25 protein-coding genes and 1 pseudogene are annotated in these 26,855 nt (G+C 41.1%); 16 read left to right on the top strand and 10 right to left on the bottom strand.

Annotated elements, in window-relative coordinates; genetic code table 11:
* Positions 1–267: 267 nt before the first annotated feature.
* The 3 genes and pseudogenes from SB660_RS11740 to SB660_RS11750 all read left to right on the top strand — a co-directional run.
* Complete coding sequence (locus SB660_RS11740) at positions 268–1,404, top strand: response regulator aspartate phosphatase (protein WP_339165168.1); 1,137 nt, start codon at positions 268–270, stop codon at positions 1,402–1,404.
* 406 nt (positions 1,405–1,810) lie between these two features.
* Positions 1,811–2,782, top strand: coding sequence for a tRNA dihydrouridine synthase (locus SB660_RS11745; RefSeq protein WP_339165170.1), 972 nt, complete (start codon positions 1,811–1,813; stop codon positions 2,780–2,782).
* A 110-nt stretch (positions 2,783–2,892) separates the two neighbouring features.
* Positions 2,893–3,342 (top strand): annotated as a pseudogene (locus tag SB660_RS11750) (SMI1/KNR4 family protein); the annotation flags it as partial.
* Positions 3,343–3,474: 132 nt separating this feature from the next.
* Here SB660_RS11750 and SB660_RS11755 read toward each other — a convergent pair.
* On the bottom strand, positions 3,475–4,239 hold the full coding sequence (locus SB660_RS11755) for a MurR/RpiR family transcriptional regulator (RefSeq protein WP_268497721.1): 765 nt from the start codon (positions 4,237–4,239) through the stop codon (positions 3,475–3,477).
* 148 nt (positions 4,240–4,387) lie between these two features.
* Here SB660_RS11755 and SB660_RS11760 point away from each other — a divergent pair, with 148 nt between their 5' ends.
* Positions 4,388–5,977 (top strand): alpha-glucoside-specific PTS transporter subunit IIBC, encoded by a 1,590-nt coding sequence (locus SB660_RS11760; RefSeq protein ID WP_410582674.1) that lies wholly within the window; start codon positions 4,388–4,390, stop codon positions 5,975–5,977.
* Positions 5,978–5,994: 17 nt separating this feature from the next.
* On the top strand, positions 5,995–7,320 hold the full coding sequence (locus SB660_RS11765) for a 6-phospho-alpha-glucosidase (protein WP_268497719.1): 1,326 nt from the start codon (positions 5,995–5,997) through the stop codon (positions 7,318–7,320).
* Positions 7,321–7,435: 115 nt separating this feature from the next.
* Here SB660_RS11765 and SB660_RS11770 read toward each other — a convergent pair whose 3' ends face one another.
* Positions 7,436–7,807, bottom strand: a complete 372-nt coding sequence (locus tag SB660_RS11770) for a hypothetical protein (RefSeq protein ID WP_024718616.1) — start codon at positions 7,805–7,807, stop codon at positions 7,436–7,438.
* Positions 7,808–7,989: 182 nt separating this feature from the next.
* On the opposite strand from SB660_RS11770, the gene SB660_RS11775 reads away from it, so the two are divergent.
* Both SB660_RS11775 and SB660_RS11780 read left to right on the top strand, forming a co-directional pair.
* Positions 7,990–8,427: an Rrf2 family transcriptional regulator gene (locus SB660_RS11775; RefSeq protein ID WP_268497718.1), complete on the top strand. Its 438-nt coding sequence runs from the start codon at positions 7,990–7,992 to the stop codon at positions 8,425–8,427.
* A gap of 65 nt (positions 8,428–8,492) precedes the next feature.
* A complete protein-coding gene (locus tag SB660_RS11780) occupies positions 8,493–9,407 on the top strand; it encodes an NAD(P)/FAD-dependent oxidoreductase (protein WP_169057295.1) in 915 nt (304 codons plus the stop codon).
* Between the two features lie 10 nt (positions 9,408–9,417).
* On the opposite strand, the gene SB660_RS11785 is transcribed toward SB660_RS11780, so the two are convergent.
* Positions 9,418–9,618 carry a hypothetical protein gene (locus tag SB660_RS11785; RefSeq protein WP_323641426.1) on the bottom strand — a complete coding sequence of 67 codons (201 nt, stop codon included), beginning with the start codon at positions 9,616–9,618 and terminating at the stop codon, positions 9,418–9,420.
* Between the two features lie 113 nt (positions 9,619–9,731).
* On the opposite strand from SB660_RS11785, the gene SB660_RS11790 reads away from it, so the two are divergent.
* Positions 9,732–10,379, top strand: coding sequence for a DUF3885 domain-containing protein (locus tag SB660_RS11790; protein WP_410582678.1), 648 nt, complete (start codon positions 9,732–9,734; stop codon positions 10,377–10,379).
* Positions 10,380–10,411: 32 nt separating this feature from the next.
* On the opposite strand, the gene SB660_RS11795 is transcribed toward SB660_RS11790, so the two are convergent.
* A complete protein-coding gene (locus SB660_RS11795) occupies positions 10,412–11,740 on the bottom strand; it encodes a 6-phospho-beta-glucosidase (RefSeq protein WP_410582680.1) in 1,329 nt (442 codons plus the stop codon).
* 199 nt (positions 11,741–11,939) lie between these two features.
* On the opposite strand from SB660_RS11795, the gene SB660_RS11800 reads away from it, so the two are divergent.
* Positions 11,940–12,671, top strand: coding sequence for a MurR/RpiR family transcriptional regulator (locus SB660_RS11800; protein ID WP_180309425.1), 732 nt, complete (start codon positions 11,940–11,942; stop codon positions 12,669–12,671).
* 17 nt (positions 12,672–12,688) lie between these two features.
* Here the strand turns inward: SB660_RS11800 and SB660_RS11805 are convergent, their stop codons facing one another.
* On the bottom strand, positions 12,689–13,888 hold the full coding sequence (locus SB660_RS11805) for an MFS transporter (protein WP_410582682.1): 1,200 nt from the start codon (positions 13,886–13,888) through the stop codon (positions 12,689–12,691).
* Positions 13,889–14,033: 145 nt separating this feature from the next.
* Here SB660_RS11805 and SB660_RS11810 point away from each other — a divergent pair, with 145 nt between their 5' ends.
* Positions 14,034–14,513, top strand: coding sequence for an aminoacyl-tRNA deacylase (locus tag SB660_RS11810; RefSeq protein ID WP_058015478.1), 480 nt, complete (start codon positions 14,034–14,036; stop codon positions 14,511–14,513).
* A gap of 33 nt (positions 14,514–14,546) precedes the next feature.
* Here SB660_RS11810 and SB660_RS11815 read toward each other — a convergent pair whose 3' ends face one another.
* Complete coding sequence (locus tag SB660_RS11815; protein ID WP_061407054.1) at positions 14,547–15,455, bottom strand: LysR family transcriptional regulator; 909 nt, start codon at positions 15,453–15,455, stop codon at positions 14,547–14,549.
* A 103-nt stretch (positions 15,456–15,558) separates the two neighbouring features.
* On the opposite strand from SB660_RS11815, the gene SB660_RS11820 reads away from it, so the two are divergent.
* Positions 15,559–16,758 carry an MFS transporter gene (locus SB660_RS11820; protein ID WP_410582685.1) on the top strand — a complete coding sequence of 400 codons (1,200 nt, stop codon included), beginning with the start codon at positions 15,559–15,561 and terminating at the stop codon, positions 16,756–16,758.
* 64 nt (positions 16,759–16,822) lie between these two features.
* On the opposite strand, the gene SB660_RS11825 is transcribed toward SB660_RS11820, so the two are convergent.
* Together SB660_RS11825 and SB660_RS11830 are read right to left on the bottom strand one after the other, a co-directional pair.
* Positions 16,823–17,902 (bottom strand): DUF3900 domain-containing protein, encoded by a 1,080-nt coding sequence (locus SB660_RS11825; RefSeq protein WP_012009211.1) that lies wholly within the window; start codon positions 17,900–17,902, stop codon positions 16,823–16,825.
* A 198-nt stretch (positions 17,903–18,100) separates the two neighbouring features.
* Positions 18,101–18,250 (bottom strand): DUF1540 domain-containing protein, encoded by a 150-nt coding sequence (locus tag SB660_RS11830; protein WP_003213883.1) that lies wholly within the window; start codon positions 18,248–18,250, stop codon positions 18,101–18,103.
* A 354-nt stretch (positions 18,251–18,604) separates the two neighbouring features.
* On the opposite strand from SB660_RS11830, the gene rfbF reads away from it, so the two are divergent.
* From rfbF to SB660_RS11855, 5 genes are read left to right on the top strand one after another with little or no spacing between them, the layout of a single operon-like run.
* Positions 18,605–19,369, top strand: coding sequence for a glucose-1-phosphate cytidylyltransferase (gene rfbF, locus SB660_RS11835; protein WP_169057302.1), 765 nt, complete (start codon positions 18,605–18,607; stop codon positions 19,367–19,369).
* Positions 19,370–19,373: 4 nt separating this feature from the next.
* On the top strand, positions 19,374–20,345 hold the full coding sequence (locus SB660_RS11840) for a GDP-mannose 4,6-dehydratase (protein WP_041816148.1): 972 nt from the start codon (positions 19,374–19,376) through the stop codon (positions 20,343–20,345).
* 12 nt (positions 20,346–20,357) lie between these two features.
* Complete coding sequence (locus SB660_RS11845; RefSeq protein WP_306011825.1) at positions 20,358–21,269, top strand: putative nucleotide-diphospho-sugar transferase; 912 nt, start codon at positions 20,358–20,360, stop codon at positions 21,267–21,269.
* Entirely contained in the window at positions 21,266–22,456 is a 1,191-nt protein-coding gene (locus tag SB660_RS11850) for a glycosyltransferase family 2 protein (RefSeq protein WP_410582689.1), read from the top strand. Before SB660_RS11845 ends, SB660_RS11850 begins: the two co-directional genes overlap by 4 nt.
* A complete protein-coding gene (locus tag SB660_RS11855) occupies positions 22,457–23,386 on the top strand; it encodes a putative nucleotide-diphospho-sugar transferase (protein WP_410582691.1) in 930 nt (309 codons plus the stop codon).
* A 35-nt stretch (positions 23,387–23,421) separates the two neighbouring features.
* On the opposite strand, the gene SB660_RS11860 is transcribed toward SB660_RS11855, so the two are convergent.
* Together SB660_RS11860 and pbp4 are read right to left on the bottom strand one after the other, a co-directional pair.
* A complete protein-coding gene (locus SB660_RS11860; protein WP_410582693.1) occupies positions 23,422–24,660 on the bottom strand; it encodes an MFS transporter in 1,239 nt (412 codons plus the stop codon).
* 134 nt (positions 24,661–24,794) lie between these two features.
* Complete coding sequence (gene pbp4, locus SB660_RS11865) at positions 24,795–26,834, bottom strand: penicillin-binding protein PBP4(5) (protein ID WP_410582695.1); 2,040 nt, start codon at positions 26,832–26,834, stop codon at positions 24,795–24,797.
* Positions 26,835–26,855 lie beyond the last annotated feature (21 nt).

Here is a 26,855-nt window from a genome sequence, read left to right on the forward strand (position 1 = left end):
ACATCTTGAGAAAAAACAGTGGCATATGTCTTGAATTCTTATAGGACTTTTATATAAGATAATCACTCCTTTCTTGATTTACATAAAAATTGTAATAACAACCAAATTAAGGGTAAATAGTATTTTAATACTGTATTTTCACAACGTTATATATTTGCTTGTCTATATAATTGTATTTTTTTTATGGAAAAATTGCGGTTTCTTTTCGGTGTGGAAATATTTCGAAAATGATAATATATGTCATTATAGGGAATAGCAAGAAAGGGGATGGTAGGAGTGGAGAAAATTCTTTCTTCTCAAGTTGGTATATTGATAAATGATTGGTATAGATTTATAAGGACATTCAGCGTGCCGGACGCAGAGATTTTAAAAGAACAGGTTGAAAGAGAAATAGAGGACATGGAAGAGGATCAAGATTTACTGCTATATTATCAATTAATGGAGTTTAGGCATCGACTCATGCTTGAAAGTCTTGTGCCTATTGAAATGAATCAACAACGCCCCACTTTACCCGATTTACTCAGAGAAATAGAGAACAAACAGCCCCACGTCAAAGGAACGCTTGACTACTATTCAAACTTCTTTAGAGGTATGCACGAATTCCACCAAAAAAATTATGTTGCTGCTATAAATTTTTACAAGGCTGCTGAAGAACATTTAAAGAATGTTCCCGATGATATAGAAAGAGCCGAATTTCATTACAAACTAGCTGATGCATATTATCGCATTGATCAACATTTCGTATCGTTAAACCATTTGGAAAAAGCAAAAGAAATGTATTCAACAAGCGAGTTTTACAAAGCGAAAGTAGTCGGTTGTAATATCAAATTTGGAGCGAATATGTACGACTTATACCGCTTAGATGAGGCAGAATCTTATTATAGGGAAGCCTTGAGCTTGGCTCAAGAGCTTAATGAGGAAACAGCCCAACGGATTATTGGTGTAATACATCATAATTTAGGTTTAGTGAAAAAAAGAGCCGGAGAAATTGAAACCGCAGAAAATGAATTTCTAAATTCAATTCAAATAAAAGAACATGCCGAAACGATCTCGGGAATTAGAACACTTTATATGTTGTCCTGGGTATTCTACGAACAAGATAAAAAAGATAGAGGAAACCAATATTTCACCATTGGCTTTAATAGAGCTAACTTTGCAGACGATCAAGAATATATAGCTAAATTAAAAATCATTTATGCGCTTTTTGAAGAATATAATGAATCGGAGGTAAATGAAAGCCTCAGTTATTTAGAAAGCAAAAGTTTGTGGCAAGATGTAGCGGAGTTATCAGATAAACTCGCAGATTATCATTATCAAAAAGGGAATTTTGAATTGAATAGAGAATATCTAAAAAAGACCATTAAAGCACAACAACAAATACTAAAAATGGCGGAGGCGTTATGATGAAAAAGTTATTTATCAGTTTAACAATTTTTTCTGTGTTATTCGCTGCCGGTTGGTCACTTGATAAAATCATTACTTCTAACACTTATCATGTAACAGAAAAGGCAATTACAATTTAAAGAGCCCCTGCATAGGGCTTTTTTATTTGAATATCTTTTCATTAGTTTGCCGGATGCTGTACCTGCTGCCCGTCGCGTGACATGTTTACCTGAAGTAGCTTTTTGAACGGCGTTTACGTCTCCTCAAATTTTTGATATTTTATAAAGTGCTGATAGTATTTTGTTCATTTTATACTCCTTTTGCGTTGAATCCTTACTAAAGTATATAATGATAAAAATTGCTGAAAGACTTTATAGAAGGACATGCCCTTAAAAGGCGCTATGTCATGAGAGGAATTGGATGAAAGATGAGTAAAAATTTCTGGCGTGATTTACCGCGGCCATTTTTTATATTAGCACCAATGGAAGAAGTGACAGATGTTGTGTTTCGTCATGTTGTGAGTGAGGCGGCGAGACCGGATGTGTTTTTCACAGAGTTTACGAATAGTGAGAGCTATTGCCATCCTGATGGGATTCAAAGTGTGAAAGGGCGTTTAACGTTTACAGAGGATGAGCAGCCGATTGTTGCTCATATTTGGGGAGACAAGCCTGAGAACTTTAGACAGATGAGCATTGGAATGGCGGAATTAGGTTTTCAGGGGCTTGATATTAATATGGGCTGTCCTGTCCCGAATGTTACGCAAAACGGGAAGGGCAGTGGATTGATTCTTCGCCCAGATGTTGCGGCAGAGCTGATTCAAGCGGCAAAAGCAGGGGGATTACCTGTCAGCGTCAAAACAAGACTTGGTTTTACAGAGGTTGATGAATGGCACGATTGGCTCAGACACATTTTGGAGCAAGACATTGTGAACTTATCGATCCACCTTCGTACTAGAAAGGAAATGAGCCAGGTGGATGCGCATTGGGAGCTCATTCCTGAGATCAAAAAACTTCGTGATGAAGTAGCACCTGATACGCTTTTGACGATCAATGGTGATATTCCTGATCGTCAAACAGGCTTAAAGCTCGCTGAGCAGTATGGAGTGGACGGAGTGATGATTGGGCGCGGAATTTTCCATAACCCATTTGCCTTTGAAAAAGAGCCGAAAGAGCATACGAGTGATGAGCTACTAGGTCTTTTAAGATTGCATCTTGATCTTCACGATCAATATTCATCACTAGGTTTGCGTCCATTCAAGGCACTGCACCGTTTCTTTAAGATTTATGTAAAAGGGTTCAGAGGAGCGAGTTTTCTAAGAAATCAATTAATGAATACATCATCAACAGATGAAGTGCGTGCAATGCTAGATGAATTTGAAGCGAGAAATCAAGAGCAATAACCATTGAAAAGAGGAGGGGAAGCCCTTCTCTTTTTTCTATGAATAGGACTATTAAACTAGTTGCTCCAAATGGTAAAATGAGATAGAAATAACAATTGGAGGTATTATATTTGAAATCATTTTGGGATAAAGACATAGAAAGTGAAGAGACATTTAAGAAAATCAATGAGAAAGGCATTGCAAAAGCGGAAAAGAAGCTAGGCATCATCCTGCCTGATACATATAAAAAACTGATTCTTGAACAAAATGGCGGTTATACCCTGCATAATGCTTTTCCAACGGACCAGCCGAATGGATGGGCAGAGGATCATGTACAGTTCAACCATCTAAGAGGAATTGCCAAAGGCGAAGGTATTATGGATAGTGATTATTTAATAGAAGAATGGGAATTGCCTGAAGGACTTGTGCTTATTTGTGGAGATGGACATACGTGGATTACATTGGACTATAGAGAAACAAAGGAGCATCCGCCGGTTCATTACTTTGATTTAGAATATGAGACGGATTTCAAATTAGCGGATTCGTTTGATGAATTGATTGCGGGGCATTATACTGCTGAATAAGATTGAGCAGTCATCACTTATTTCAGAAAAATGTTTTGGTGTTTTTTGAGAGAGACAAAAATGTCTCTCTTTTTTATGAAGCAATATGGATTCTTTCACCATTTCACTCCAAAAATGTACCTGTTATTTTTAAGTCCTATTATTCAATTGATTCCATTTCCACTCACTAAATTTTCTGACGATCATATCTACCACAATGTAAAATGGTAGAAAGCTTGAGTTGTCCACTTTGTTATACAAATGAAACGGGGTGCTGCTTACATAGATGTTAAACATGGCATTTTGTGCAAGGAGGTTATTTCTCAATGTGGTCATACTGATAAATTTGATATGTCTCGTTTTCACTAATTGAATGATTTCATCTAGATTCTTCGATTCACCCGATAAAGAAATGATAAATAAAAGGTCATCCTCACCAAATTCAATGATTCCATCTGTTAAGTCTCGCTTGCTTCGTAATACTTGAGATTTCTTATGCAGTGACCATAGCTGCCGTTGTACATCATTGGCCAAATCGAGCTGTGCAGTTCCTGTACCATAAATATAAATATATGGTGCGCGGTCAATCAGTTGATTTAATTGATGAAAGTCCAGCTGCTCCATATATTTCCTTGTCTGGTTGATATCTTGATCGAGTAGTTTCATTAAATCCTGTGTTGATTCTTCAGTAAGGTGATTTAATTTCACATAAGACTTTAAGTCACTATAGCCGTCGAAACCTATTTTTTTGGCAAGTCGATGGATGGAGGAGATGGAAGTATGAGCATAACGAGCAAGATCCTGAATTTTCATTGTCTTCATTTCTTCAAGATGATCGTGAATCGTTTTAATAATGTGCAGGTCATTCTTATTTAAATCTTCGAAGTATTCATTTACCAGCTTGTCCAATATCATGCGATGTGCCCTCCAACATGAAAATATTTTCTTCCTGTGAAAATATAATCTAATGTTACAACTTGATTTCTAAATACGTCAATCCTATTGGTTTTTGTAAGCGCTCCCTTTACAGTGGTGTTATGGATCAAACAAAGGGGTGATGCTTATGAATGCAATCAAGCGATTTGGCAGTGCTATGGTAGTTCCAGTCCTTTTATTCGCGTTTTTTGGTATTGTTGTCGGCCTTGCGACTTTATGTAAGAATCCAGCGATTATGGGGGATATGGCTGCAGAAGGTACGATGTGGTATAAGGCTTGGACACTGATTGAAAGTGGAGGGTGGACGATTTTCAATCATATGGAGCTGGCATTTGTGATTGGCTTGCCGATCTCTCTTGCAAAAAAAGCGCAAGCACGTGCGACGCTCGCAGCTTTGATGATTTATCTTGTGTTTAATAATTATATTCATGCTATTTTGACACTTTGGCCGTCCACTTTTGGTGTTGATTTATCGCAAGGAGTCGAGAACGTAGCGGGTGTAAAAGAAATTGCGGGTATACCTACGCTCGATACAAGTATCATTGGTGCGGTGATGATATCTGGAATTGTGATTTGGATTCATAATCGTTTTTATGATCAAAAACTGCCTGAAATGCTCGGGATTTTCCAGGGGCTTGTCTTTGTTGTCATCATCGGATTCTTTGTGATGATTCCTATTGCTTTTGTCGTTGCTTTTGTATGGCCTTATGTTCAGCAGGGAATTCAATCTCTCCAAGGGTTCATGGCACAGTCTGGTTATATTGGTGTCTGGCTGTTTCATTTTTTGGAAAGGGTGTTAATTCCAACAGGACTTCACCATTTTATTTATACACCTTTTGAGTTTGGTCCAGCGGCTGTAAATGGAGGGTTAAAACCATATTGGATTGCTCATTTAAATGAATTTGCGACCTCAACTTCCGATTTGAAGGATCTTTATCCATACGGATTTTTACTGCATGGAAATATTAAGATGTTCGGCTGTTTAGGGATAGCTCTAGCGATGTATTTTTCTACCCCGAAAGAAAACAGAAAAAAGGTTTTGGCATTGGTATTACCCGCCACATTAACAGCGGTATTTGCCGGAATTACAGAACCACTTGAATTTACATTCCTATTTCTCGCGCCTTATTTATTTGTCATACATGCACTTCTTGGAGCAACCATGGTGACCATCATGAATATGTTTGGTGTTGTCGGAATGATGGGTTCCGGGCTTATTGAAATAGCTGCTTTGAACTGGATTCCGCTCTCTTCAAATCATGGAGGGATTTATCTGATCCAAGCCACAATTGGATGTCTATTTACAGCATTGTATTTTGTCATATTTAGATGGGTGATTGTGAAATTTGATATTCCATTACCAGGACGAAAACATGAGGAGGAGACGAGGCTATATACAAAACAAGATTATGAGAATGCTAATAAAAAGGATCATAACAAAAAGGAAGTGCCCGTTTATGCGTCTGAGTACGAAGAGAAAGCCGTTTATTTCTTAGAAGGCCTTGGCGGTAAAGAAAACATTAAAGATGTGACAAACTGTGCCACGCGTCTGCGTATTACAGTGATTGACCCTAGCTTGGTGAAAGATAGAGAATACTTTACAAAAAATAAACTGGCACACGGAATGGCTAAGAGTGGTCAAAGCATTCAAATCATCGTTGGCTTAAGTGTACCGCAAGTGAGAGAGTCCTTTGAAACAAAACTTTCATTAGATTGAAAAAGGAGCTGGATATCATGAAAACATTTAATATTACGATCGCTGGAGGCGGAAGTACATTTACACCGGGAATCATTTTGATGCTGTTAGACTATTTAGATGAGTTCCCAATTCATACAATTAAACTTTATGATAATGATGAAACTAGACAAAAGACAATTGCAGATGCTTGTGAGATTATGTTAAAAGAACGAGCGCCAGAAGTTCGACTGCTGGCAAGTACTGACCCAGAAGAAGCCTTTACTCAAGTCGATTTTGTGATGGCACATATCCGTGTCGGCAAATATGCAATGCGTGAATTAGATGAGAAAATTCCATTGAAGCATGGAGTCGTTGGACAGGAAACATGCGGTCCAGGGGGAATCGCTTACGGTATGCGGTCCATTCCAGGTGTCTTAGAACTTGTCGATTATATGGAAAAATACTCTCCTAAAGCTTGGATGTTAAACTATTCTAACCCTGCAGCAATAGTAGCAGAGGCAACACGTAAGCTAAGGCCGAATGCCAAAATTTTAAACATATGCGATATGCCGATTGGAATTGAAGAATTGATTGCAAAGAATTTAGGCTTATCTTCACGTAAAGAACTGGAAGTAGATTACTATGGTTTAAATCATTTTGGCTGGTGGACAGATATTCGAGATAAAAAAGGAAATAGCTTAATGCCTGAGGTCATTCAGCATGTAAGCCAGCATGGTTATGCAACAGATGGAACATCTGAATTAGAACAGCAAAAGAGCTGGAACAGCACATTAAAAAAGGCTAAAGATATTCAAGCACTTGATCCAAAAACGGTACCGAATACGTATTTGAAATACTATCTATTTCCAGATGAAGAAGTGGCACATTCAAATATAGAGTTCACACGTGCCAATGAAGTGATGGAGGGACGGGAAGCCTTTGTTTTTAGTGAATGTCAGGCTATCATTGATAAAGGTACTGCAAAGGAAACACAGCTAGCCATTGATGAGCACGCTTCCTATATCGTTGATTTAGCAAGAGCCATTGCTTTTAATAAAAAGGAACGGATGCTGATGATTGTGGAGAACAATGGCGCAATCAGGAACTTTGATCCAACAGCTATGGTCGAAATTCCTTGTATCGTTGGCAGCAACGGTCCAGAAAAGTTAGTGGTTGGAGAAATTCCTAGATTTCAAAAAAGTCTCATGGAGCAGCAAGTTGGCGTAGAAAAATTAGTAGTAGAAGCATTTGAAGAAGGGTCCTATCAAAAACTATGGCAGGCTATTACATTATCGAAAACGGTGCCGAGTGCTAAAGTAGCAAAAGATATTCTAGATGACTTAATTGTGGCAAATCAAGCCTTTTGGCCAGAGTTAACATAACACGAGAATAAGCAATATGGGCGTGACAATGCTCATATTGCTTATTTGTTTTTTCAATCGATGGCTTGTGAAGGAGACGAAAAGCCCCCTTTTTCAAAAAGGGGGTCACATTTCCTTACTCCGCACTCTCCTCAACCTCACGGCTATCCTCTGTTTCGCCAATATAAATAGGACCGTTTGCGTGGTCGATTCGGATGGGCCATTCATATGGGACTTGCAGGCGTCGTGCGATGGCTCTCCAAAACTTTGCAGAATCAAATTCTAGTTCTTGAAAGTCTTTGAGCAATTCTTTATAGGAAGATCCGTCAAATTGAATGTACGAGTCTTGAAGACGCATAAAGGCGTAATGTCTCACTTCTAATGCTGCCGCAGCTTCCATTTCTTCTTCTGTTGCTTCACCAATGATTGTTCCTGCGGGTGGAAGCATGTCATATACGTTAAATTCCTCTTCTTCTTCGTGTGCTGCATTATGCTGTTGATCTGACATTTTGTTCACTCCTTCTAGTTTTCATCAAAATTTGATTCGTGCTTACCTCTATTATCGGAAGGAAATGCGAAATGTGGAATGAAAAAAGAAGCAGATCCACAAGACTTGCTTTTTCTTCTTGAATCTTTTATGATCAATTACAGATATAAAAGGTCTATAATAGATAGAAAGGGATTCGTCTGATGAAATATTCTAAAGCAACCAACTATGCGCTTCATACGATGGTATTTTTAACCCTTGCACCAAAGGGGAAAGCAATTGGCGTTGAGCCTCTCGCCAAGATGCAAGACCTTTCATCCACTTATTTATCCAAAATCTTAACAAAGCTTGTGAAGGCAGGATTGATTGAATCAACACCTGGTGCAAAAGGTGGTTACACCATTCTGAAAAAGAAAGAGGACATTTCATTTTTAGACGTCATTCAGGCGGTAGAGGGACAAACCAATTTATTTCGTTGTTCCTTAGAACATGATTCTTTTATGCCTCATGATGGTTGTTTGATTGAACAAGCCATGCAGGATGTTGAAATGAAAATGCAGGAAGCGCTAAGTCAAAAGCGGTTAGTTGATATCGCTAGCCAAATTGAGCAGACAGAAAAAAATCCATTTTTCAAGATGTGATTTTTTTTGAATAAATTATAGATATTAAGAGTCTTTAAAGTCTTTAATAAAAAGGAGAGATTTATATGTTATTAGATTGTGCCATTATTGGAGGCGGACCAGCTGGATTAAGTGCAGCACTTGTTGTGGGACGGGGCAGAAAACAGGTCATTGTATTCGATGACAAGATGCCAAGAAATCGAGTGACTCAGGAATCACATGGGTTTATTACAAACGATGGGATGACACCGTTTGAGATCAGACAAGCGGGTGAAGCAGATCTTCAAAACTACCCCAATATCCAAATCAAACGAACTAGAATTGTTGAGATACAAAACAATGAGGACAACTTTGCGTTACTGACACAAGAGGGAGAAAGATTTGAAGCGAAGAAAATCATATTGGCAACAGGACTAAAGGATATACTGCCAGAGATGAAGGGGATTCATGAAGTGTATGGAAAGACGTTGTTTAGCTGTCCTTTCTGTGATGGCTGGGAGCTAAAGGACAAGCCGCTTGCTCTCATTGCTGAGAATCCACGCGCCTTGCATATGGCTAAACTTCTTTCCAATTGGACAAAGGATTTGATCGTGTTTACGAATGGACAGCAAGTGTTTGCTGAAGAGGAGAAGGCATTGCTATCAGCACATTTTATCCAAGTCATTGATGTACCGATTATGTCCATTCATCATGAGAATGGGCAAATGCACTCTATTCACCTTGCGAATGGGGAAACGGTGAAGAGAGAAGGCGGATTTGTCGCAAGTGAATTCAAACAGTCAGCTCCATTTGCTGAAAAACTAGGCTGTCAAATGACGAAAAATGGCGGTATCGAAACAGATATTCTTGGACGTACAACCGTCAGCGGTGTCTTTGCATGCGGTGACAATTTAGGCGGGCCAGCTCAGCTTGTCCTTGCCGCAGCAGCTGGAAGCCAGGCAGGAATGGGCGTCATTCATGAACTTGTGCAGGAAGAATTTCAACAAAAAACATCTCTATGAAAAGAGATGTTCAGCGATGAGCAGTTTTCCTTTTTGCTAAGACGTGAGCTGTCCATTCAAAAAGTGCGTAGATAACAAAGAAGATCAGGATCCAACTGCTGGCATCGACCCATACATTGGTGATATGAATGATGTTCGCCTGATCAAGTCCAGCCTGTATCCACATAGTGATCAATGCGGTGAGGAACACCTGTAACAACCATTTTTTCAATTGGTCACACCTCCATCTCTTTCTATCATATAAGAAATGACAGTTTATTTCCAATTTTATTTCCATCAGTTTCAACGGTAAAATAAGAAATAAAACCAATGGAAGGACATGACATGAGCGATCAAACGAATAGTTTTTTAAAAAGTCATTTTTCTAATCTTGTCCTCACGCCGCCTCTTTTTTATGAATGGCCTTTTGGGCTTCGCTTTGAAGTGGCAGATTGGTCATTAGGAGAAAAATCAGTTGTATTAGAAAAAGCAGGAGATCGTGCTTTGAAAATTGTCAGATATGCTTTTGATCCAGAAGACGATATTCTATTTGTCACGGATGTCTATACGCAGCATGAACATGAATTGATGAAGCAAAAGCTACTAGTCTATCAAAAATATGTTCGCCGGCAAGTACGCAAACGATTGCGTCACGAGCTTTTGACCTATGTCAGATCAGAACTAGATGAGCCCCTGACATTGGAGAGATTTACGTTGACTTGCCAGCTGCAAGATATACGCTTACGCCCACTTCTGCATGCCATATGCCAAGAGGATTTCTATGCACCGAATCAAATCTTGAATGGGAAGCTTGGTTATGAAATTTATCTCATCAATCTCTCAAAACAGATGATTTTCCACTTATATGATGATCGAGGCTGTGATCTTATTGCGGCAGATGCTGAGCGTCTTCGGCCAGTCTATGAGGGCTTGCAGCACTGGCTATTAGACTATGATCGCCCTCAGATGGACCAGCTGTTTACAGAGAAATAAGAAAACCGCACTTTGACAAGTGCGGTTCTGTTTTATGCTTCTACTTTATTGAAGAATTGTGGTAAATATTCTTTGTGTGCTTCTAGCATCTCATCGAGGATGCTTTTTGCAATCGCATCTGATGGGACGAGCGGGTTGATCGTCATTGCGACAAGTGCGGTGTTGTAATCTCCTGTCACGGCTGCTTCAGCGGCAACACGTTCAAAGGATTTAATTTGAGAAATCAGTCCTTTGACTGCGACTGGCATTTCGCCAACAGCGATTGGTTTAGGACCGTCTTTTGTGATGACGCAGTTCAGTTCTACAGCAGAATCATTTGGAATGTCACTGATGGCACCATTGTTGATCGTGTTTACAGGCTGAATATCATGCTTGTCGTTATAAATCGATGCGATCAAGTTACACGCTGCATCACTGTAGTAAGCACCGCCTCTTTTTTCAAGCTGTGGCGGCTTAATATCAAGATCAGGGTCTTTGTAAAGCTCGAATAGGTCATTTTCTAGTGCACGAACGACTTCTGCACGAGTTCCTTCATTCTCTGCTGCTTTCTTCTCTTCAGCCAGCATATCACTTGTTTTGTAGTAGTAGCGGTGATATGGACAAGGAATCACGCCAAGCCCTTTTAAGAAATCAGCATCCCACGGAATGGCTTGAATGTTGTTCATCGACATCGTAGAGTTTGGATCTGCCATGTCTTCGATGACTTGATCCATAATGCTTTTACCATCTAAGAATACGTTGAGTCCGAAGACCATATGGTTTAATCCAGCAAAGCTGACCTCGACTCTGCTTGCATCGACATCAAGTCCTTTGGCGATTCCCATGCGAATGCCGATTGGCACGTTGCATAAGCCAACGACTTTGCAATGGTTTGAATAGCGAAGAACAGCTTCTGTGACCATACCAGCTGGGTTGGTGAAATTCACAAGCCATGCATCTGGGCATAGTTCTTCAATATCTTTGACAATATCTAGAATCACTGGAATGGTACGAAGTCCTTTGAATAGACCTCCTGGACCATTTGTTTCCTGACCAATGACATCATATTTTAAAGGAATGCGTTCATCCTTCATACGTGCTTCAAGAAGTCCGACACGGAATTGTGTTGTGACGAAATCAGCGCCCGCAAGCGCTTTTCGGCGATCTAATGTTAAATGAACCTCGATTGGAAGTCCTGCTTTTTTCACCATTCGTTTGGCAAGATCGCCGACGATTTCAAGCTTTTCTTTTCCTGCTTCAATATCGACAAGCCAAAGCTCGCTAATCGGAAATTCATCGTACCGTTTAATAAATCCTTCTACAAGCTCTGGCGTATAGCTTGATCCTCCGCCAATTGTGACAACCTTTAATCCTTTTGCCATGTGCTGCACCTCCGAATAATGTAACGCGCAATGTTATAATAGAGAAAAGCCAATTCTTTTGTTTGTACATCTATAGCTTATCGTGAGAGCATCTCGTGCGTAAATGACTTCAGCGTCTTTAGGCAAGGGTGCCCTATTTAGAGATTTGTTACATAAAAGAAACACATTGTGACATGCTGTTGGAGAAAGGGGAAGTCAGATGTTTTCAAGTGAGGTCATTTCCAGCTTTAATGAATTAGAAAGCGCTTTATACCGATATATCATGGAAAACAGTGAAAAGGTCGTGTATATGAGAATTCGGGACTTAGCAGATGCTGCCCATATTTCCACCTCGTCTGTCCTTCGCTTTTGCCGAAAAGTGAATTGTGAAGGTTTTTCAGAGTTTAAAGTGAAACTCAAAATGTATTTAGAATCAGAGCGGACACCTACTTTAAAAAGCACCCAGCACTTTCTATATGAATTTATTGAACGTACACTAAAAGGTGACTTTGAAGGGAAGATTAAAGAGGCAGCAGGGCTCATTGCCGATGCGAAAAATGTGCTGTTTATTGGCACGGGCAGCTCTGGTATTTTGGCGCAGTATGGGGCAAGGTACTTTTCAAGTCTTGAGAAATTTTCATTTTACATCAATGATCCGTTTTTCCCGATGAATATGCAGTATTTAGACAATAGTGTCACCATTGTGCTGTCGGTATCAGGGGAGAACAGTATTACGATTGATCATATTTCGAAGTTAAAAAGAGAAGGAAGCAAAATCATTAGTATTACAAACAATCAGCACTGCACGATTTCGCGCATTTCAGATTTAAACATTGCTTATTACGTGACAGACGAACGGGTTCACAGAGCCAATATCACGACACAGACGCCCGTTGTGTATATTTTAGAAGCGATGGCGCGTGATATGTTCGCAATGTTAAAGGAAAAGTAAAAGAGCCGCTGCATGAATCATCCGCTCTTTTTTTTCTGCCTCATAAAAGAGAGGATGGCAATACCGGAACAGATGAGCACAAACAAACCGCCCAGCAAATACACAGTTCTCGCTCCGAATGCATCTGCAATCAATCCAACAAAGAAAATAGATAAACCGACAGATACAGAGGAAAGGACGTAATGAGCCGAATACACCTTTGATAAATCTCGGACTGGCGTTTCCGTTTGAAGAATAGTCTGCTGCGAAACATCCCGAATTTGATAGGCAGGCCCCATTAAAATACAAAGCAGCAAAGCAAGCCACGGCAGGCTGTTCAGTGAGTAGACAATGGTCAACACTGAATAAATGAATGAACCAGCTGCCATAAAGAGAAGAAGCTGCTTTTGAATGAATCGGCTTATCCACGCCGCCAAGAGCCCGCCTAGAATGGCGCCGGTATAATAAGCGGCATTGATAAACCCCCACCAATCCTCACTTTTGTTTAAATCTTTTGTGACAAAGGCAAGCGTAATCGCCCCGATCCACACAGCGCCTGCTATATTTTCACACACATCCATAAAGGTCAGGGTACGAATTGTTTTGTTTGTCCAAATGATCGTCCAGCCATCCTTGAAACTGTTCATTTTATTTACTTTTCGAACGGGTTCTTCTTGCTGAAGAAGAGGAAATATAGGGAAGAAAAACATATAAGATAACACTATCATCAAACAAGTGATCCACATTAAATAAAAGGGACCAATGAACAGAACGAGCATTCCAGTAAACGAATAGCCGGCAATTTGAACCGTTTGTTGAAAAATGGAAGCTGTACTGTTTGCTTTCACAAGCTGATTTTCTGGCACAAGCATCGGCATGATGGCCTGTAATAAAGGACTAATGAATCCGCCTGTGATGGAAATGAGAATGAGTGCAACAAATAGCCAAACCATATGCTGCTGAAAGAAATGAAATTGGGCTGTAAACACGATAAGCATCCCAAGACGTAAAAGCGGGACCCATTTCAACAGCCGGCCTGCTTGAAAGTGATCTGCCAACACAGGAGAGAGGAGCCCAGCTAATAGCTGGCATAGTGTTCTTATTAGCGGAAATAAAGCCGCATACGCAACAGATTGTGTATCTTGATAGATCACAAATGTGATCGTCATGACAAATAGAATATCACTTAGCATGAGAAGGCTTTTACTGCCTGTATAACACCAAAACTGATTTCCCATATCCAACCGGCTCCTTTCCAAAAACAAGTTCAGTATAGCATGGTGAAGAAGGACCCACATGCTTTTCATTGAAAAATACATCTTAAGGATGAGAGGATTGTGATAAGCTAAATGAAAGACATCATAAGGAAAGGGGTTCAAATCAATGAAAGTACTGCCAGCACATGAATTCTTGAATCAGCACGGCATCCCATATGAGATCAAAACATTTTCTTCCGAAACAGAGAAGGGAGCCGCAAATGTAGCAGCAGCCCTTGGTTTTCGTGAAAGACAAATGATTAAGACATTGATTTTTGAAACAGGGGAAGGGGAGCAGCTGCTTGTGATGGTTGGCGCAGACCAGCATATTAAGTCAGGGAAACTAAAGAAAGCGGCTGGCTCCCGCAATATTAAAATGGCATCACCAGAGAAGGTTCTAGAAGTGACAGGCTACCGAATTGGTTCAATACCGCCGTTTTGCTGGCAGCCAGAAGGTTTCCGCACCATCATCGAAGCTTCGCTATTAGAGGAAGAAATATTAGGCGTTGGAGCAGGTGAATGGGGAAATGAAATACTGATCACACCAGAACAATTAGTGAAAGCCTCAAAGGCTGTACCGTATGACATCGTGCAGCCAGCAGAATAGAAAAAAGTGCCTGTTTCTCATACAGGCACTTTTTTAATTTGCAGCCGGCTCCTTAAATGGACCGATACCCTTCATTTGCAGGAAGGCATCCACGGTTCTATTTTCTTCAAGGTCATTCGTCCGTTTACAGATCACAACAGGTCTGACGATTTCTATGCCTTCGATATATACTCGCCCAATCTCTTTCCGCTTGAGACTGCCCTGAACCGCATCACGGGGAACAAGCGTGATTCCATAGCCAGCTTTGATCATTTGAATCGCTTCATGAACACCGCTGAATTGTAAATCAACAGTCGGCTTTTTAATTCCTTTCGAGGTGAACAGGGAAAAGAGCTTATCTCTAGTGGAACTGCCTTCTTCACGCATCAAAAAAGGCTCCAGGCTCAGGCGCTCTAGCGGAACGGTTTTTCCGTTCAACGGATGGTCTGCTGGCACAATAAAATCATAGTTTAAATTCGTCAAATGAGAGGTAACGATCTCCTCATGATGCAAATCTTCAATTACAGCGATGGCGACATCTGATTTGTATTGAAGCAGGCTCTCTATCACTTGAGCGGAGTTTCCGCTTTTTAATTCAATTTCTGTCTGTGGAGCTGACGTTTTAAATGCAGCCAGCCAATCAGGCAGTAAAAAGTTGAGTGGTACGTAGGTAGAAGCGATGCGGAGGCGCCCCTTCTTCCCGTTTTGTAATAGCGTGATCTGATATTCTACTTCCTTTTCAGCCTCAAACACTTGCCGGGCATAAGGTTGCAGCATTTTTCCCATTTCTGTGAGTGCAATGCCTCGGCCGTTTCGTTTAAAAAGGCGAAATCCGATCTCTCGTTCAATGCTTCTAAGCTGAGCCGTCACAGCTGGCTGTGTTAAAGATAGTGCATCTGCAGTTTGTGTGACGCTTTTTGTCTCTGCGACCTTTGCAAAAATCCGAAGGGCGTGTAAATTCAACTTTGCACCACCTATCAATTATTTTGATAAAACAATCAAAAACATTCATTAGATTTATTATAAGGCATCCCTTATCGTAAAGGTAGCGAAGGGGGAAGAAAAAATGGATCGTCGTCAAAAGCAAGTTGTGTCAATATCGCTCATCACAGCATTTGCACTTATTGGGGATTCAATGCTCTATATTGTTCTCCCGGTCTATTGGAAAGAGATTGGTTTATCATCCATTTGGGAGGTCGGGTTACTGCTGTCCATTAACCGATTCATTCGTATCCCGCTAGCACCTGTCGTATGGTGGCTCTATCGATATATCCCAATGAAGACAGGCGTATTGATCGCGATTTTGATCGCGTCAGTGACCACGATATTATATGGGATGAGCGGCTTTTGGCTGCTATTGATCTGCCGCTGCGCATGGGGGCTTGCTTGGACATTACTCCGTATGAGCGGGATGAGGGTTTTGGCTGAAATGGACGAAGGCACACAAGGACATTTGACGGGGCTTTATAATGGGCTTTACCGGCTCGGCAGTTTATTTGGCATGTTATGTGGCGGAATCTTTGCCAGCTTGATCGGCTTCCAGTCCATGACGCTAGTCTTTGGTTTACTCACATTGATGGGGTGCATTTTTTATGTATCGTTGGATGAAATTGAAAAGAGAGAAGGCATGCAGGTGTATCAGGGCATCAAACAGAAGTGGTTTACACGAGATGTGGTTAAAGTACTGATAACAGGCATGCTGATCGCACTGATCATCCAAGGTTTATTCGCATCCACGCTGAGTCATGTCATTGAAGCAAAGATCGACCAAAATCAATTGACTCTGTTTGGCTTTGTCATCGGAGCTTCGGCATTAAGCGGTGTGATTCAAGCAATCAGGTGGGGATGGGAACCCTTTGTCGCACCGAGAACGGGTAAATGGTTTGATCGGCTTGTGATGAAGGAACGAATGCTATGCTGGATGTTTCTTTCATTTGGAGGGCTCAGTTTTCTTGGGGTCATGCTGAAGGTAAGCGGCTGGTTCCTATTGATGCTGCTTTTGCTTCAGCTGCTGGCAACGATTGTCACAACCTTCACCGATACACTTGCCTTTCAAAAAGCCTCTGCTCAAACAGATAAGAACCGCTTTCTCGCCAGCTATTCTTTTGTTCAAGATATGGGGGCTGCTTTAGGACCTTTGTGTGGGTATACATTGATTCAGTTTTTCGGAACAAACAGCGTTTTTTGGCTGATGCTCGTCATAAGCTTCATGCTTGTCAGCATGTGGGTAAAAGGCGGGCAGCATGTTTCTTCTAGTGCAGCGTAAAAAAATAAAGCGCTATATAAAAAACTGCCTCATGCAGCTGATCGCAGGAGGCAGTCATATTCTCTTATTCTAAGTCTGAATCGTAGGCTTTTTGCGTGAGCTGGCTGACAACCTCTTTTAACCCATTTGGTTTATGGAATTCAACAGGTGTGCTTCCTTTTTCAAAGACGATTTGGTCTGCTTCAACGAGCACGACATATCGATTGTTGACCTTTGCAATATGGATCGAGTGGCCAAAGTCGGCTAAAAGTCCTTTGATTTCTGTTTCACCTAGACGCATTTTCATTGTGATGTCAGGAGTTTGTTCCACAATGTGAGAAGCTGCTAGTGTGACCTGTTCTGTATCGAGTGTTTCTCTAATTTCTCGCTTTTCACTCGCTTCCCATATTTCAAGATCCTCTTCGAACTGCTTTAATTCTTCACTTTCATCCTGTAATGTTTCAAATACTTGTTCCTGCACCATGTTCATGACCTGGGATTTCATGATTTCAGGCATAGATTCTCCGTATTCGACGAATTTCAGAAAGTCCTCAAAATAACGAGCGTGTGAGGATTGGTGAATTTTCACTTCAGCTTCCTCTGTCATGCCCTCTTCTGGCATAAACGGGTATTGAATCGATTTCATATTTTTTGTCGTAATCGCCATTTCTACTTTTTTGATCAAGGTAGATGTATCAGCGATAGAAGCGACTTTCTGTTCAAAATCGCATTTCATAATAAAGACAAAGGAGTCATCGAAGTACTTTTTAGGAACGGCAGACGCAACTAAAAAAACGCCGCCTCTGACAGCACTTGTATCTAAATATGTGCGAACAAACTGTTCACTGCATTCATTAAATACTTCTTTTGTATCGGCAAACCTCGTCTGATGAAATAAATTGTAGTTTGGATTTGAATCGAGTTCATGACCGGGTTCGACAATGAATCGGCCAATTTTGGTTGGTACTTGTTCAGATTTAGGGTGTCTGTCCACTTTTCGTTTGACGATTTTTTTTAGCTCACCATCTAAAAAGTCCTTCAGCTCACTTTGTTCAAATTCCTCTTGATCTAATGTTTGATAATGCTTAAACCGTTTATTTGCTTGTTCATCTTTGCCTTCGATTTCTACGACAAAGAATGATAGAAAACGTATCGTAAAATCCATTGATTGGTCACCACTTTTTCTTCTTCGGATATGTTGAGTATAGAAAAAGGAGTGAAAATCGTCAACGAATGGAGAAATATCGTGTCATTATTTCCCGAGAAATGTTTAGTGAAAAACACTTGATAATAATTATCATTCTTGATAGAATGATAAAAGAAAAGAAGGAACCTGCCAGTTCCTTCATCTCAGAAAAACCACTTATTTTGTTTCAAATGTTTCGCAATCAGTTTCAGCATTGCGAGTCACATCAGTCATTGTGTTTTTACCAATTTTAATGGTAGAAGCCGTACAGCTGTTATCAGCCCAAAAACGGCAAGAGTTCACTTCACAAAGTACGTTTTGTGCCATGGGAATTCACCTCCGTGATTCATATTGAGAATGAAGCAAGCTGCCACTTGAATTCATTTCATCTAGTAGTCTCTTTATAAAAAGAGGCTGTTTGTGCTGTTGATGCACATGTTTATCATACCATCTACCCTGATAATATACAATTTAAACTTTGAAAGAGCGAGAATACAAATCTCGCTCTTTTTTATTTGTAAAAATAGTTAAATGCTAGGTGGCACCCTCTCTCATTTCGACATATGAATAGAGTAGATTCAAAACCTGATGTCGGACAAAGTATGAGGGTACATGTACTGATTTTCCGCATAAAGATAAGGTTTTCAATCAAAAATTTTCATAGAGAGATGAGGGGAGAAGATGAAAGCAGTCATTCTCTGCGGAGGAAAGGGAACGAGAATGAGTGAGGTCACACAAGCGCTTCCTAAACCACTTGCTATGATCGGAGATCGGCCTATTCTATGGCATATTATGAAAATCTATCAGTATTACGGAGTAGATGAGTTTATCTTATTGCTTGGATATAAAGGAGAGAAGATCAAAGAGTATTTCCTGAACTATGACTGGCGGCATCACAGCATGAAGCTGGATATGGCGACAGGGGACATGAAGCTCTTAGGAAAGTCAGAGAACTGGAAAATCACCTTTTTAGATACGGGTGAGAATACGATGACAGGCGGACGGTTAAAGCAGGCACAGGACTACATTGGGGATGAGACATTCATGATGACGTATGGTGATGGACTTGCCAATATTAATATGTTTCATCTGCTGAAGCGTCATCAGGAGCTTGGGGCAGCTGCGACTGTCACAGGAATTGAAAAGAAGTCACAGTATGGGACGTTGAAGGTATATAACGGGATGGCACAATCCTTCTCTGAGAAGACAGACAGTATCGGGATGATCAATGGAGGATTTTTTGTGTTGTCTCCAAAGGTATTTGACTATTTGACTGACGATGACCAATGTGTGTTTGAAGCGGAGCCTCTTCAAAATTTGGCGAATGATGGAGAGCTTGCGGTTTATGAGCATCACGGATTTTGGACAGCGATCGATACGTACAAGAACCTGAAGGAAATCAATGGCATGTGGACAAATGGAAAACAACCATGGAAGGTTTGGTGACGGCATGAGCGGTTTTTGGAATGGGAAAAATGTATTTGTGACTGGATGTACAGGACTATTGGGAAGCTATCTCGTCAAGGAATTGATTGATCAAGGGGCAAACGTAACTGGACTTGTGCGTGATCAGGTGCCAAGGTCGAATTTATATCAAGGCAGTCAATTTGAAAAGATGAATGTGGTGCAAGGTGCACTAGAGGATATGCAAACGATTGAACGTGCGTTAGGAGAATATGAAATTGATACTGTCTTCCATTTGGCGGCGCAGGCCATTGTTGGGGTTGCAAATAGACACCCTGTTTCTACATTTGAAGCGAATATTTTAGGGACATGGAATGTGCTGGAGGCTTGCAGAAGACAGCCGCTGATCAAACGAGTCATCGTGGCATCAAGTGATAAAGCATACGGCGATCAGGAGCAGCTTCCATACGATGAAGACATGCCGCTAAATGGGAAACATCCGTACGACGTATCAAAGAGCTGTGCAGATTTAATTTCTCACACGTATTACAACACATATGGTCTTCCAGTTTGTATTACACGCTGCGGCAATTTATACGGAGGCGGGGATTTAAATTTCAACAGAATCATTCCGCAAACCATCCAGCTTGTGCTGGAAGGAGAAGCGCCTGAAATTAGAAGTGATGGGACTTTTATTCGTGATTATTTCTACATTGAAGATGCGGTTAAAGCTTATTTGCTGCTAGCTGAGAAGATGGAGGAAAAAGGGCTCGCCGGAGAAGCATTTAACTTTAGTAATGAAATTCAGCTGACGGTGCTTGAGCTCGTGGATAAGATTTTAAAGGCAATGGGCAGTGAACTGAAGCCTCGTATTTTAAACCAAGGAACGCATGAGATTAAGCATCAATATTTGTCGGCAGAAAAGGCGAGAAAGCTGCTTGATTGGAAGCCTGACTACTCCATTGATGAAGGGTTAGAGAAGACGATTGAATGGTACCGCGAATTCTTTCAAAAATAGAGGTGTAAGTAGATGAACAGCATATATTGTACGGTTCTATCAAGTGGAAGACTTTATCAAGCCGTTGCGTTTTTCTTATCATTGAAGCAAGTAGAAGATGATGCTGTCATCAAGACGTTATGTATGGATGATGCTGCATTTGATCTGCTTCAACAAATGAATTTTCCTCATGTCGATCTCGTTCATGTACGGGAGCTCGAAACCCCGGAGCTGCTGGAGAAAAAAGAGGAACGGGATGCCTCTGAATATTGCTGGACGTTAAAGCCGATGTGGATTGAGTGGTTATTTGAACAGGAGCAGGCAGAGGGCGTAACCTATCTTGATGCGGATTTGTTCTTTTATGAGAGCCCGCAAGTGATTTTTCAACATCAGCCGGAAGCCTCTGTTTTACTTTCGAGAGGGGATATTGTAATTCCGAGCTTCGATCCTGAGGAAGTGAAGATGCTTCAGAAGCTTTTAGGCCGCTATAACTCAGGCTTCCTGCATTTTAAAGGAGATGAAGCTGGCCGGAAATGCCTTAGTTGGTGGAAGGAAGAATGCTTGAAGGAATGCAAAAATGCGCCCGGCGAAGGAAAGTTTGGCGATCAAGGATATCTCGATCATATGCCGAAGCTGTTTGAAAAAGTGGAAGATATTCAAACAAAAGGCGTGAATATTGGTCATTGGAACTATGGGCAGCATTCTTATCGGGAAGAAAATGGACGGATTTTGCTGGATGATGGGCATCCGCTCATTTGCTATCATTTCAGCGGCTTTCGCATCGTGAGCAAGGATGAGATGCAGCAAATCCATGAGAAGGGAAGAGATGATCTGCCGTTTTTCCAAGAAGCCTATCGAAACGTGCTGCGCCATGTGATTGAATCTGTTGAGCAGATCGATCCGCTGTTTAACGGCTATGCCAAATTGGAGGAGGATGGCGCATGAATGAAAAGCCAAAGGTAAGCGTCATTATTCCGAGCTATAACGCTAAGGAGCGTTTAGAAGGAAGTCTTTTTTCCTTAACGCTTCAGGATACGGATATTCCGTTTGAGGTCATTGTCGCCGATAATGGGTCAACGGACGGCACGATGGAAATGCTGGAGAACATTGAGGTGAATTTCCCATTTAAAAAAGTACGTATTCCTGTGAATCAAGGGATTGCCAAGGGTCGCAATCATGCCATTCGCGAGGCGGAGGGAGACCTGCTGATATTCCATGACAGCGATATGCTGGCAGAGCCGCAATTTATTCAAAAGCATGCGGAGGCACATGCTGATCAAGAGGACCTTGTCATTTGTGGTGTATGCTGGAAGCGGATTTATCGTTATTTTTACGAAGCATTTGATAAGGATCATATCAAGCGATTGAAAAAACAAGGCTTGTATGAGCGGAAAATGAAAGATAAAACGCCTCTTTTATCCATGCAAGAAGTGGAGAATGGTGCATTTCTAGAGAAAAGCTTTGATTTGCAGTCTGAGTTTATTGATATTCTCAAAGACATTTTGCGCACGTACAATTATGATTTAGGCTCTTATGAGCTGCCGTGGCGATTTTTTATTACGAATAACTCCTCTGTCAAACGCAAGCATGTCATCGCGCTCGGAATGTTTGATGAACATATCGTTCGGTACGGGTTTGAAGATTATGATTTAGGCATTCGTCTGCATCAGCTTGGTCTCTCCTTTGAATTGCGAGAGGATATCATGAGCGTGCATCAGGAACATCCAAGTAATTTAACTTCATTTGATGACATCAAATATAACATTTTGTATATGTGTGAGAAGTACAACAATATTGATGCCATAGATGTCCATCTGGCTTTCTCTGGTCCGTTTTCACACACCGTCACAAATGACATTGTAAAAGAGGCCCGGCAGCTGCGTGAAAATCCAGTATTCGATGGTCTGCTCTCTTATTTTTTAGAGCTGCTGCATTTGATTACAGAGCGGAATGTGGGCGTCAAACGCGATAATAAAGATCAGCTAACCGCTAGACATGTCCCTTTGAAAAAGCTGTCAGAGGCAGCGCAGCTTGCACGGCACGAATATGGCTGCACAGTGCTTGTAGAAGCCATTCAAGGGCTGACGAAAGAGCTATTACGCGTTGATTTGTTTCAAGTGGATGTGCTGTAGATGGCGTCTTATCATTTTACAACCATTGTGTCGAATACCCATGTTTTTAAGCTTTTGGCGCTCATTCATTCGCTTGAACAAACCGCTCATTCATTTAAGCTGTCGGTTTTATGTGCAGACCCTTTGGCTTACAAGGTGTTAAGTGAATTTCCTCATCCGCACGTTCAATATGAACAGCTTGAAGATATTGAAGATGCCAAGCTGCGAAAGGCAAAGGGTGATCGGACGTTCCATGAGTATTGCTGGACGTTAAAGCCAGCTTTTCTGCTCAAAATCCTTGAATCCTCAGAAGCAGATTATCTCGCCCATTTAGATACGGATTTGTATTTTTATCATGATCCAGAGGCGATTTTTGCTGAGAATCCCCTTGCTCATTTATTTTTGACGGATCATATGAATTCTGAGCGGTTCTATCATTTTTATGAGTTGTCTGGCCGCTTTAATACTGGATTTGTCGGCTGCCGCAACACAGACGTTGCCAAACAGGCGGTCACACAATGGAAGGAAAACTGTCTTGCACACTGTACAGTCGAAATGGATACAAAAAATAAGACGTATGGAGATCAGCGGTATGTTGAAAGATGGATCGATGATTTTGAAAGGGTCCATGTCGTGACCTCTAAAGGAGCCAATGCCGCGATTTGGAATATTGAAAACTACAAGCTTTCCGTTGTAAAAGGGGATATGTATCTCGACGAATGTCCACTCTTGTTCTATCATTTTTCTGCCTTTACGATCATTGATGAGAACACCTTTAATCTGAATTGGTATTATTATATGACAGAACAAAATTTAGTGGATCATCTCTATATTCCGTATGCTGATTTAATTCATCAAAAAATTAAACAGGTGCAAAAGGTCTTTCCAGAATTTCAGCAAGGGTTTATTGCAAAGAAGCACGTTCCTGATACGCATTTTTATGAGATATGAAAAAACCGCTCAATCACTGAGCGGTTTTTTCCTTTTTATGATTCATTCCATTTGGAGATGGTTTGATCACTAGGTAGTAAGAAGGCCAGGATGCCTAATATCGGTAAAAAAGCGACTCCGATCATGGTAGGCGTTAAACCGAAGGCATCAATGAATGAGCCTAGAGCGACCGATCCGATTGCACCCATACCAAACGCAAGCCCAACCGTTAAACCAGACATTGTGCCAATTTTCCCGGGAAATAGTTCTTGAGCATAAACGACTGTGACAGAGAAGCTTGACGTCAGAATAACCCCAATTAATCCAAGTAAAACATAAGCAAAAACGGGTCCTGCAAATGGCAGCAGCAAGGCAAGTGGAAAGGATGCCAATAAGGAAATTAAAATGACGGTTTTCTTGCCGAAGCGGTCTGCAAGCGGCCCGCCTAAAAATGTCCCAATTGCACCTAGAATGAGAAATAAGAAAATATAAGTCTGTGATTCTTTAATCGTCAATCCATATTGTTCAATCGCATAAAACGCATAGAAATTCGATATCGCATTTCCATACCAAGAGCGGGCAAAGATGAGAAAGACGATAATGCCAAGTGCTGTAAGTGCTGACTTGCGGTGAATATCGGATCTTGCAGCTTTTGCTGGAGCTTTTTTCGCTTGAGCTCGAATGGTTTGAAGTCTTCCTGCGTACCATCTTGAAATATAAAGAAGGAAACCGACAGCCATCATTCCAACAATCGTAAACCAAGCCACGCCTGACTGACCGAGAGGGACGAGCATTAATGCAGCGATCAGCGGAGCAAAGGCTTGACCTGTATTTCCGCCTACTTGATAGATGGACTGTGCAAGTCCTCGTCTTGGACCAGCTGCCATATTGGCAACACGAGAGCCTTCTGGATGGAAAATGGCAGAGCCGAGTCCGATAAAGACAACGCAAAGCAATATGGTGGCAAAGGAAGGCGCAAATGCAAGCCCGAATATACCGACAGCACTAGAAAATAAAGCAATCGGGAGTGCATAAGGCATCGGCCTTTTATCTGTGTACCACCCAATAGCGGGCTGCATCACAGAGGAGACCATATTTAATGTAAAGGCAATCAGCCCTAATTGTGTAAAGGTCAGCCCCATTGAGCGTTCTAAAATAGGGAACATCGCAGGAATAACGGCTTGCAAAGTGTCATTGAGCATATGACAAATGCCAATAATCAATAAAATGGGATAAACCGTTGATCCAGTGACAGAATGTTGAGGTTTATCCTTTGTACGAGCAGCAATAGCCAATGAGACTTCCTCCTTTCATTCAACTGTTTTCAATTTTGCATTCTTCTCATTTTATTCATAAGGTGAACTATAAAACAATAGCAAATTGTCATGATTTAGAAAAAAGAGACACAAGTGCTTGTGTCTCTAAACGGTTACTTATAAAAAGATGCGATGACAGGCTTCATTTTTTGAATGACGAGTCCACTACCGCCGCGGTTTTTTACATCTTCAATCATACCGACGAGGACGTAATCTTCTTTTTTAGGATTAAATGCAAGTAAAAATCCATTTTCAGAACCGTCTGTTGCTCCTTGCTTGCTCTTCAGTTCTGCCGTTCCTGTTTTAGCGGCGATATCAGCTCCTTCAATTTGTAAGGAGTGAGCTGTACCGTTTGGACTCGTCACGACCTGAGTGAGCGCGTCTTTTACTGTATTTGCCGAGTCTTCTTTGATGATTTGTTTTGATGATGCTGTTTTCTCATCTTGAACGACTCGAGGGTAGACAAGCTTGCCTCCAGTTGCAAATGGAGAATAGGCATGTACTTGTTCAATTGGTGACATGAGTAATTCACCTTGACCGTATGCTGAGTCAGCAAGTAAGATGTCCGATTGAATGCCGTCGTTCGATACTTGTGCTGGTTTCATTGTAAATGGCATATGCAAATCTTCGCCAAATCCAAATGTCTTCACTTTTTTCTCATAGGTATCTTTGCCAATTTCCAGTGCTTCTTGTCCGAAGTAAATATTATCTGAGTACACGAGGGCATCAACCATATTTACGTTTTCTTTATCGTGAACCCGTGTAATTCGATAATTGCCCCAAGATTGATCCTTTTGCCATTTCAGTCCATGGATGGTGCGTACTTTATTAGGCTTTGTGACACCTGTTTCCAGCCCAATGGCTGCTGTAATGGTTTTGAATGTAGACCCTGGTGCATACCGGCTCGCATACCGGGCTTGGAATGGGAGATCTGGGTTTTCACTGTATGCCTGATATTGCTTAGGTGTAATCCCGTTTGTCATGAGATTGACATCATAGGAAGGAGAGCTGACAAGCGCTAATAGATCCCCTGATGATGGATTCATGATGGTAACGGCCCCTTTTTCACCTTTCAGCTGTTTATAGGCTTTTTTCTGTAAAGAGGCATCAATGGTCAGCTTCACTGTTTTTCCATCTTGTCGATCTGACTTTTGCAATGTTTCTTCAATGCCTGTTTCATCATGGACGATCAAAATGCTTCCGCCATCTTGTCCGCGTAAATTTTTGTCAAATGCGAATTCAAGGCCGGTTTTGCCGATGATTTGATCTGCTTTTAATGCCGGATTTCTTTTGATATCATCTGCATTTGCTTTCCCGACATAGCCGGTGAGATGGGCGGCGGCTTCGTTATAAGGATAGTAACGCATTTCCTTTGATTGATAGGTGACGCCTTTTATATCCTTTGGAATCGGCTTCTGTTCTAACATTGATTTGAGCGGGACAAATGTGTCGTCTGTGACCCATGCTTGTTTTAGCTGATTGTCGATTAGTTCTTCATCTATATCAAATGCCTTGCTGATTTTTTTGATATTGCGTTCTTTTTCTTCCCCTGTGCCAAGCTTTCCTGGGATGATGCCAAGTGCGCTTCCACCAGTTGTTTCTGCTAGGGTACGTCCTTTTCGGTCGACGATATTTCCGCGGACAGCAGGATCTGATTTGACTTTGATGGTATCTCCCTTCTCCATTTGCGGGAAGATGAGATTTGGCTTCCAGTCGACTTTCCATTTGTCATCTTCTTCTGAGAGAACGCCCTTGTAAGAAAGCTTGTGCAGCTTGCCAAATGACGTTTTCATTGTTACATCATAGGAAAATTGATACCCATTTCCTTTGTCCTGTTTTTCGACGTTAAGCTTTGATATGTTCAGATCATGAGCACCAATTCCGTTGAAGATATTGTCGTATTTTTCGGCTAGTTGTTTTTTTGAGAAGTCATTGGCTTTCAAAGACGCACTTGTCACCTCATCAGCCAGCTTTGTAAAGTCTTTCTTCTCCAATTGTTTTGTAAAGGATTGAGCCGCTTTTAAAGCTTCTTTTTCTTTTGAGAAAAGAGAATCTTTTAAGAAAAAGGAAGCAGCAGCAACTACGATGATACTAAGAATGGGGATGATGACTTTTTTCTGTTTCCAAATTGATTTTCGTTGATCTGTATACAATGAAAACACCTCAATTTTTGA

The sequence above is a fragment of the Bacillus sp. SIMBA_005 genome (genome assembly GCF_046535585.1).
Taxonomy (GTDB): domain Bacteria; phylum Bacillota; class Bacilli; order Bacillales; family Bacillaceae; genus Bacillus; species Bacillus pumilus.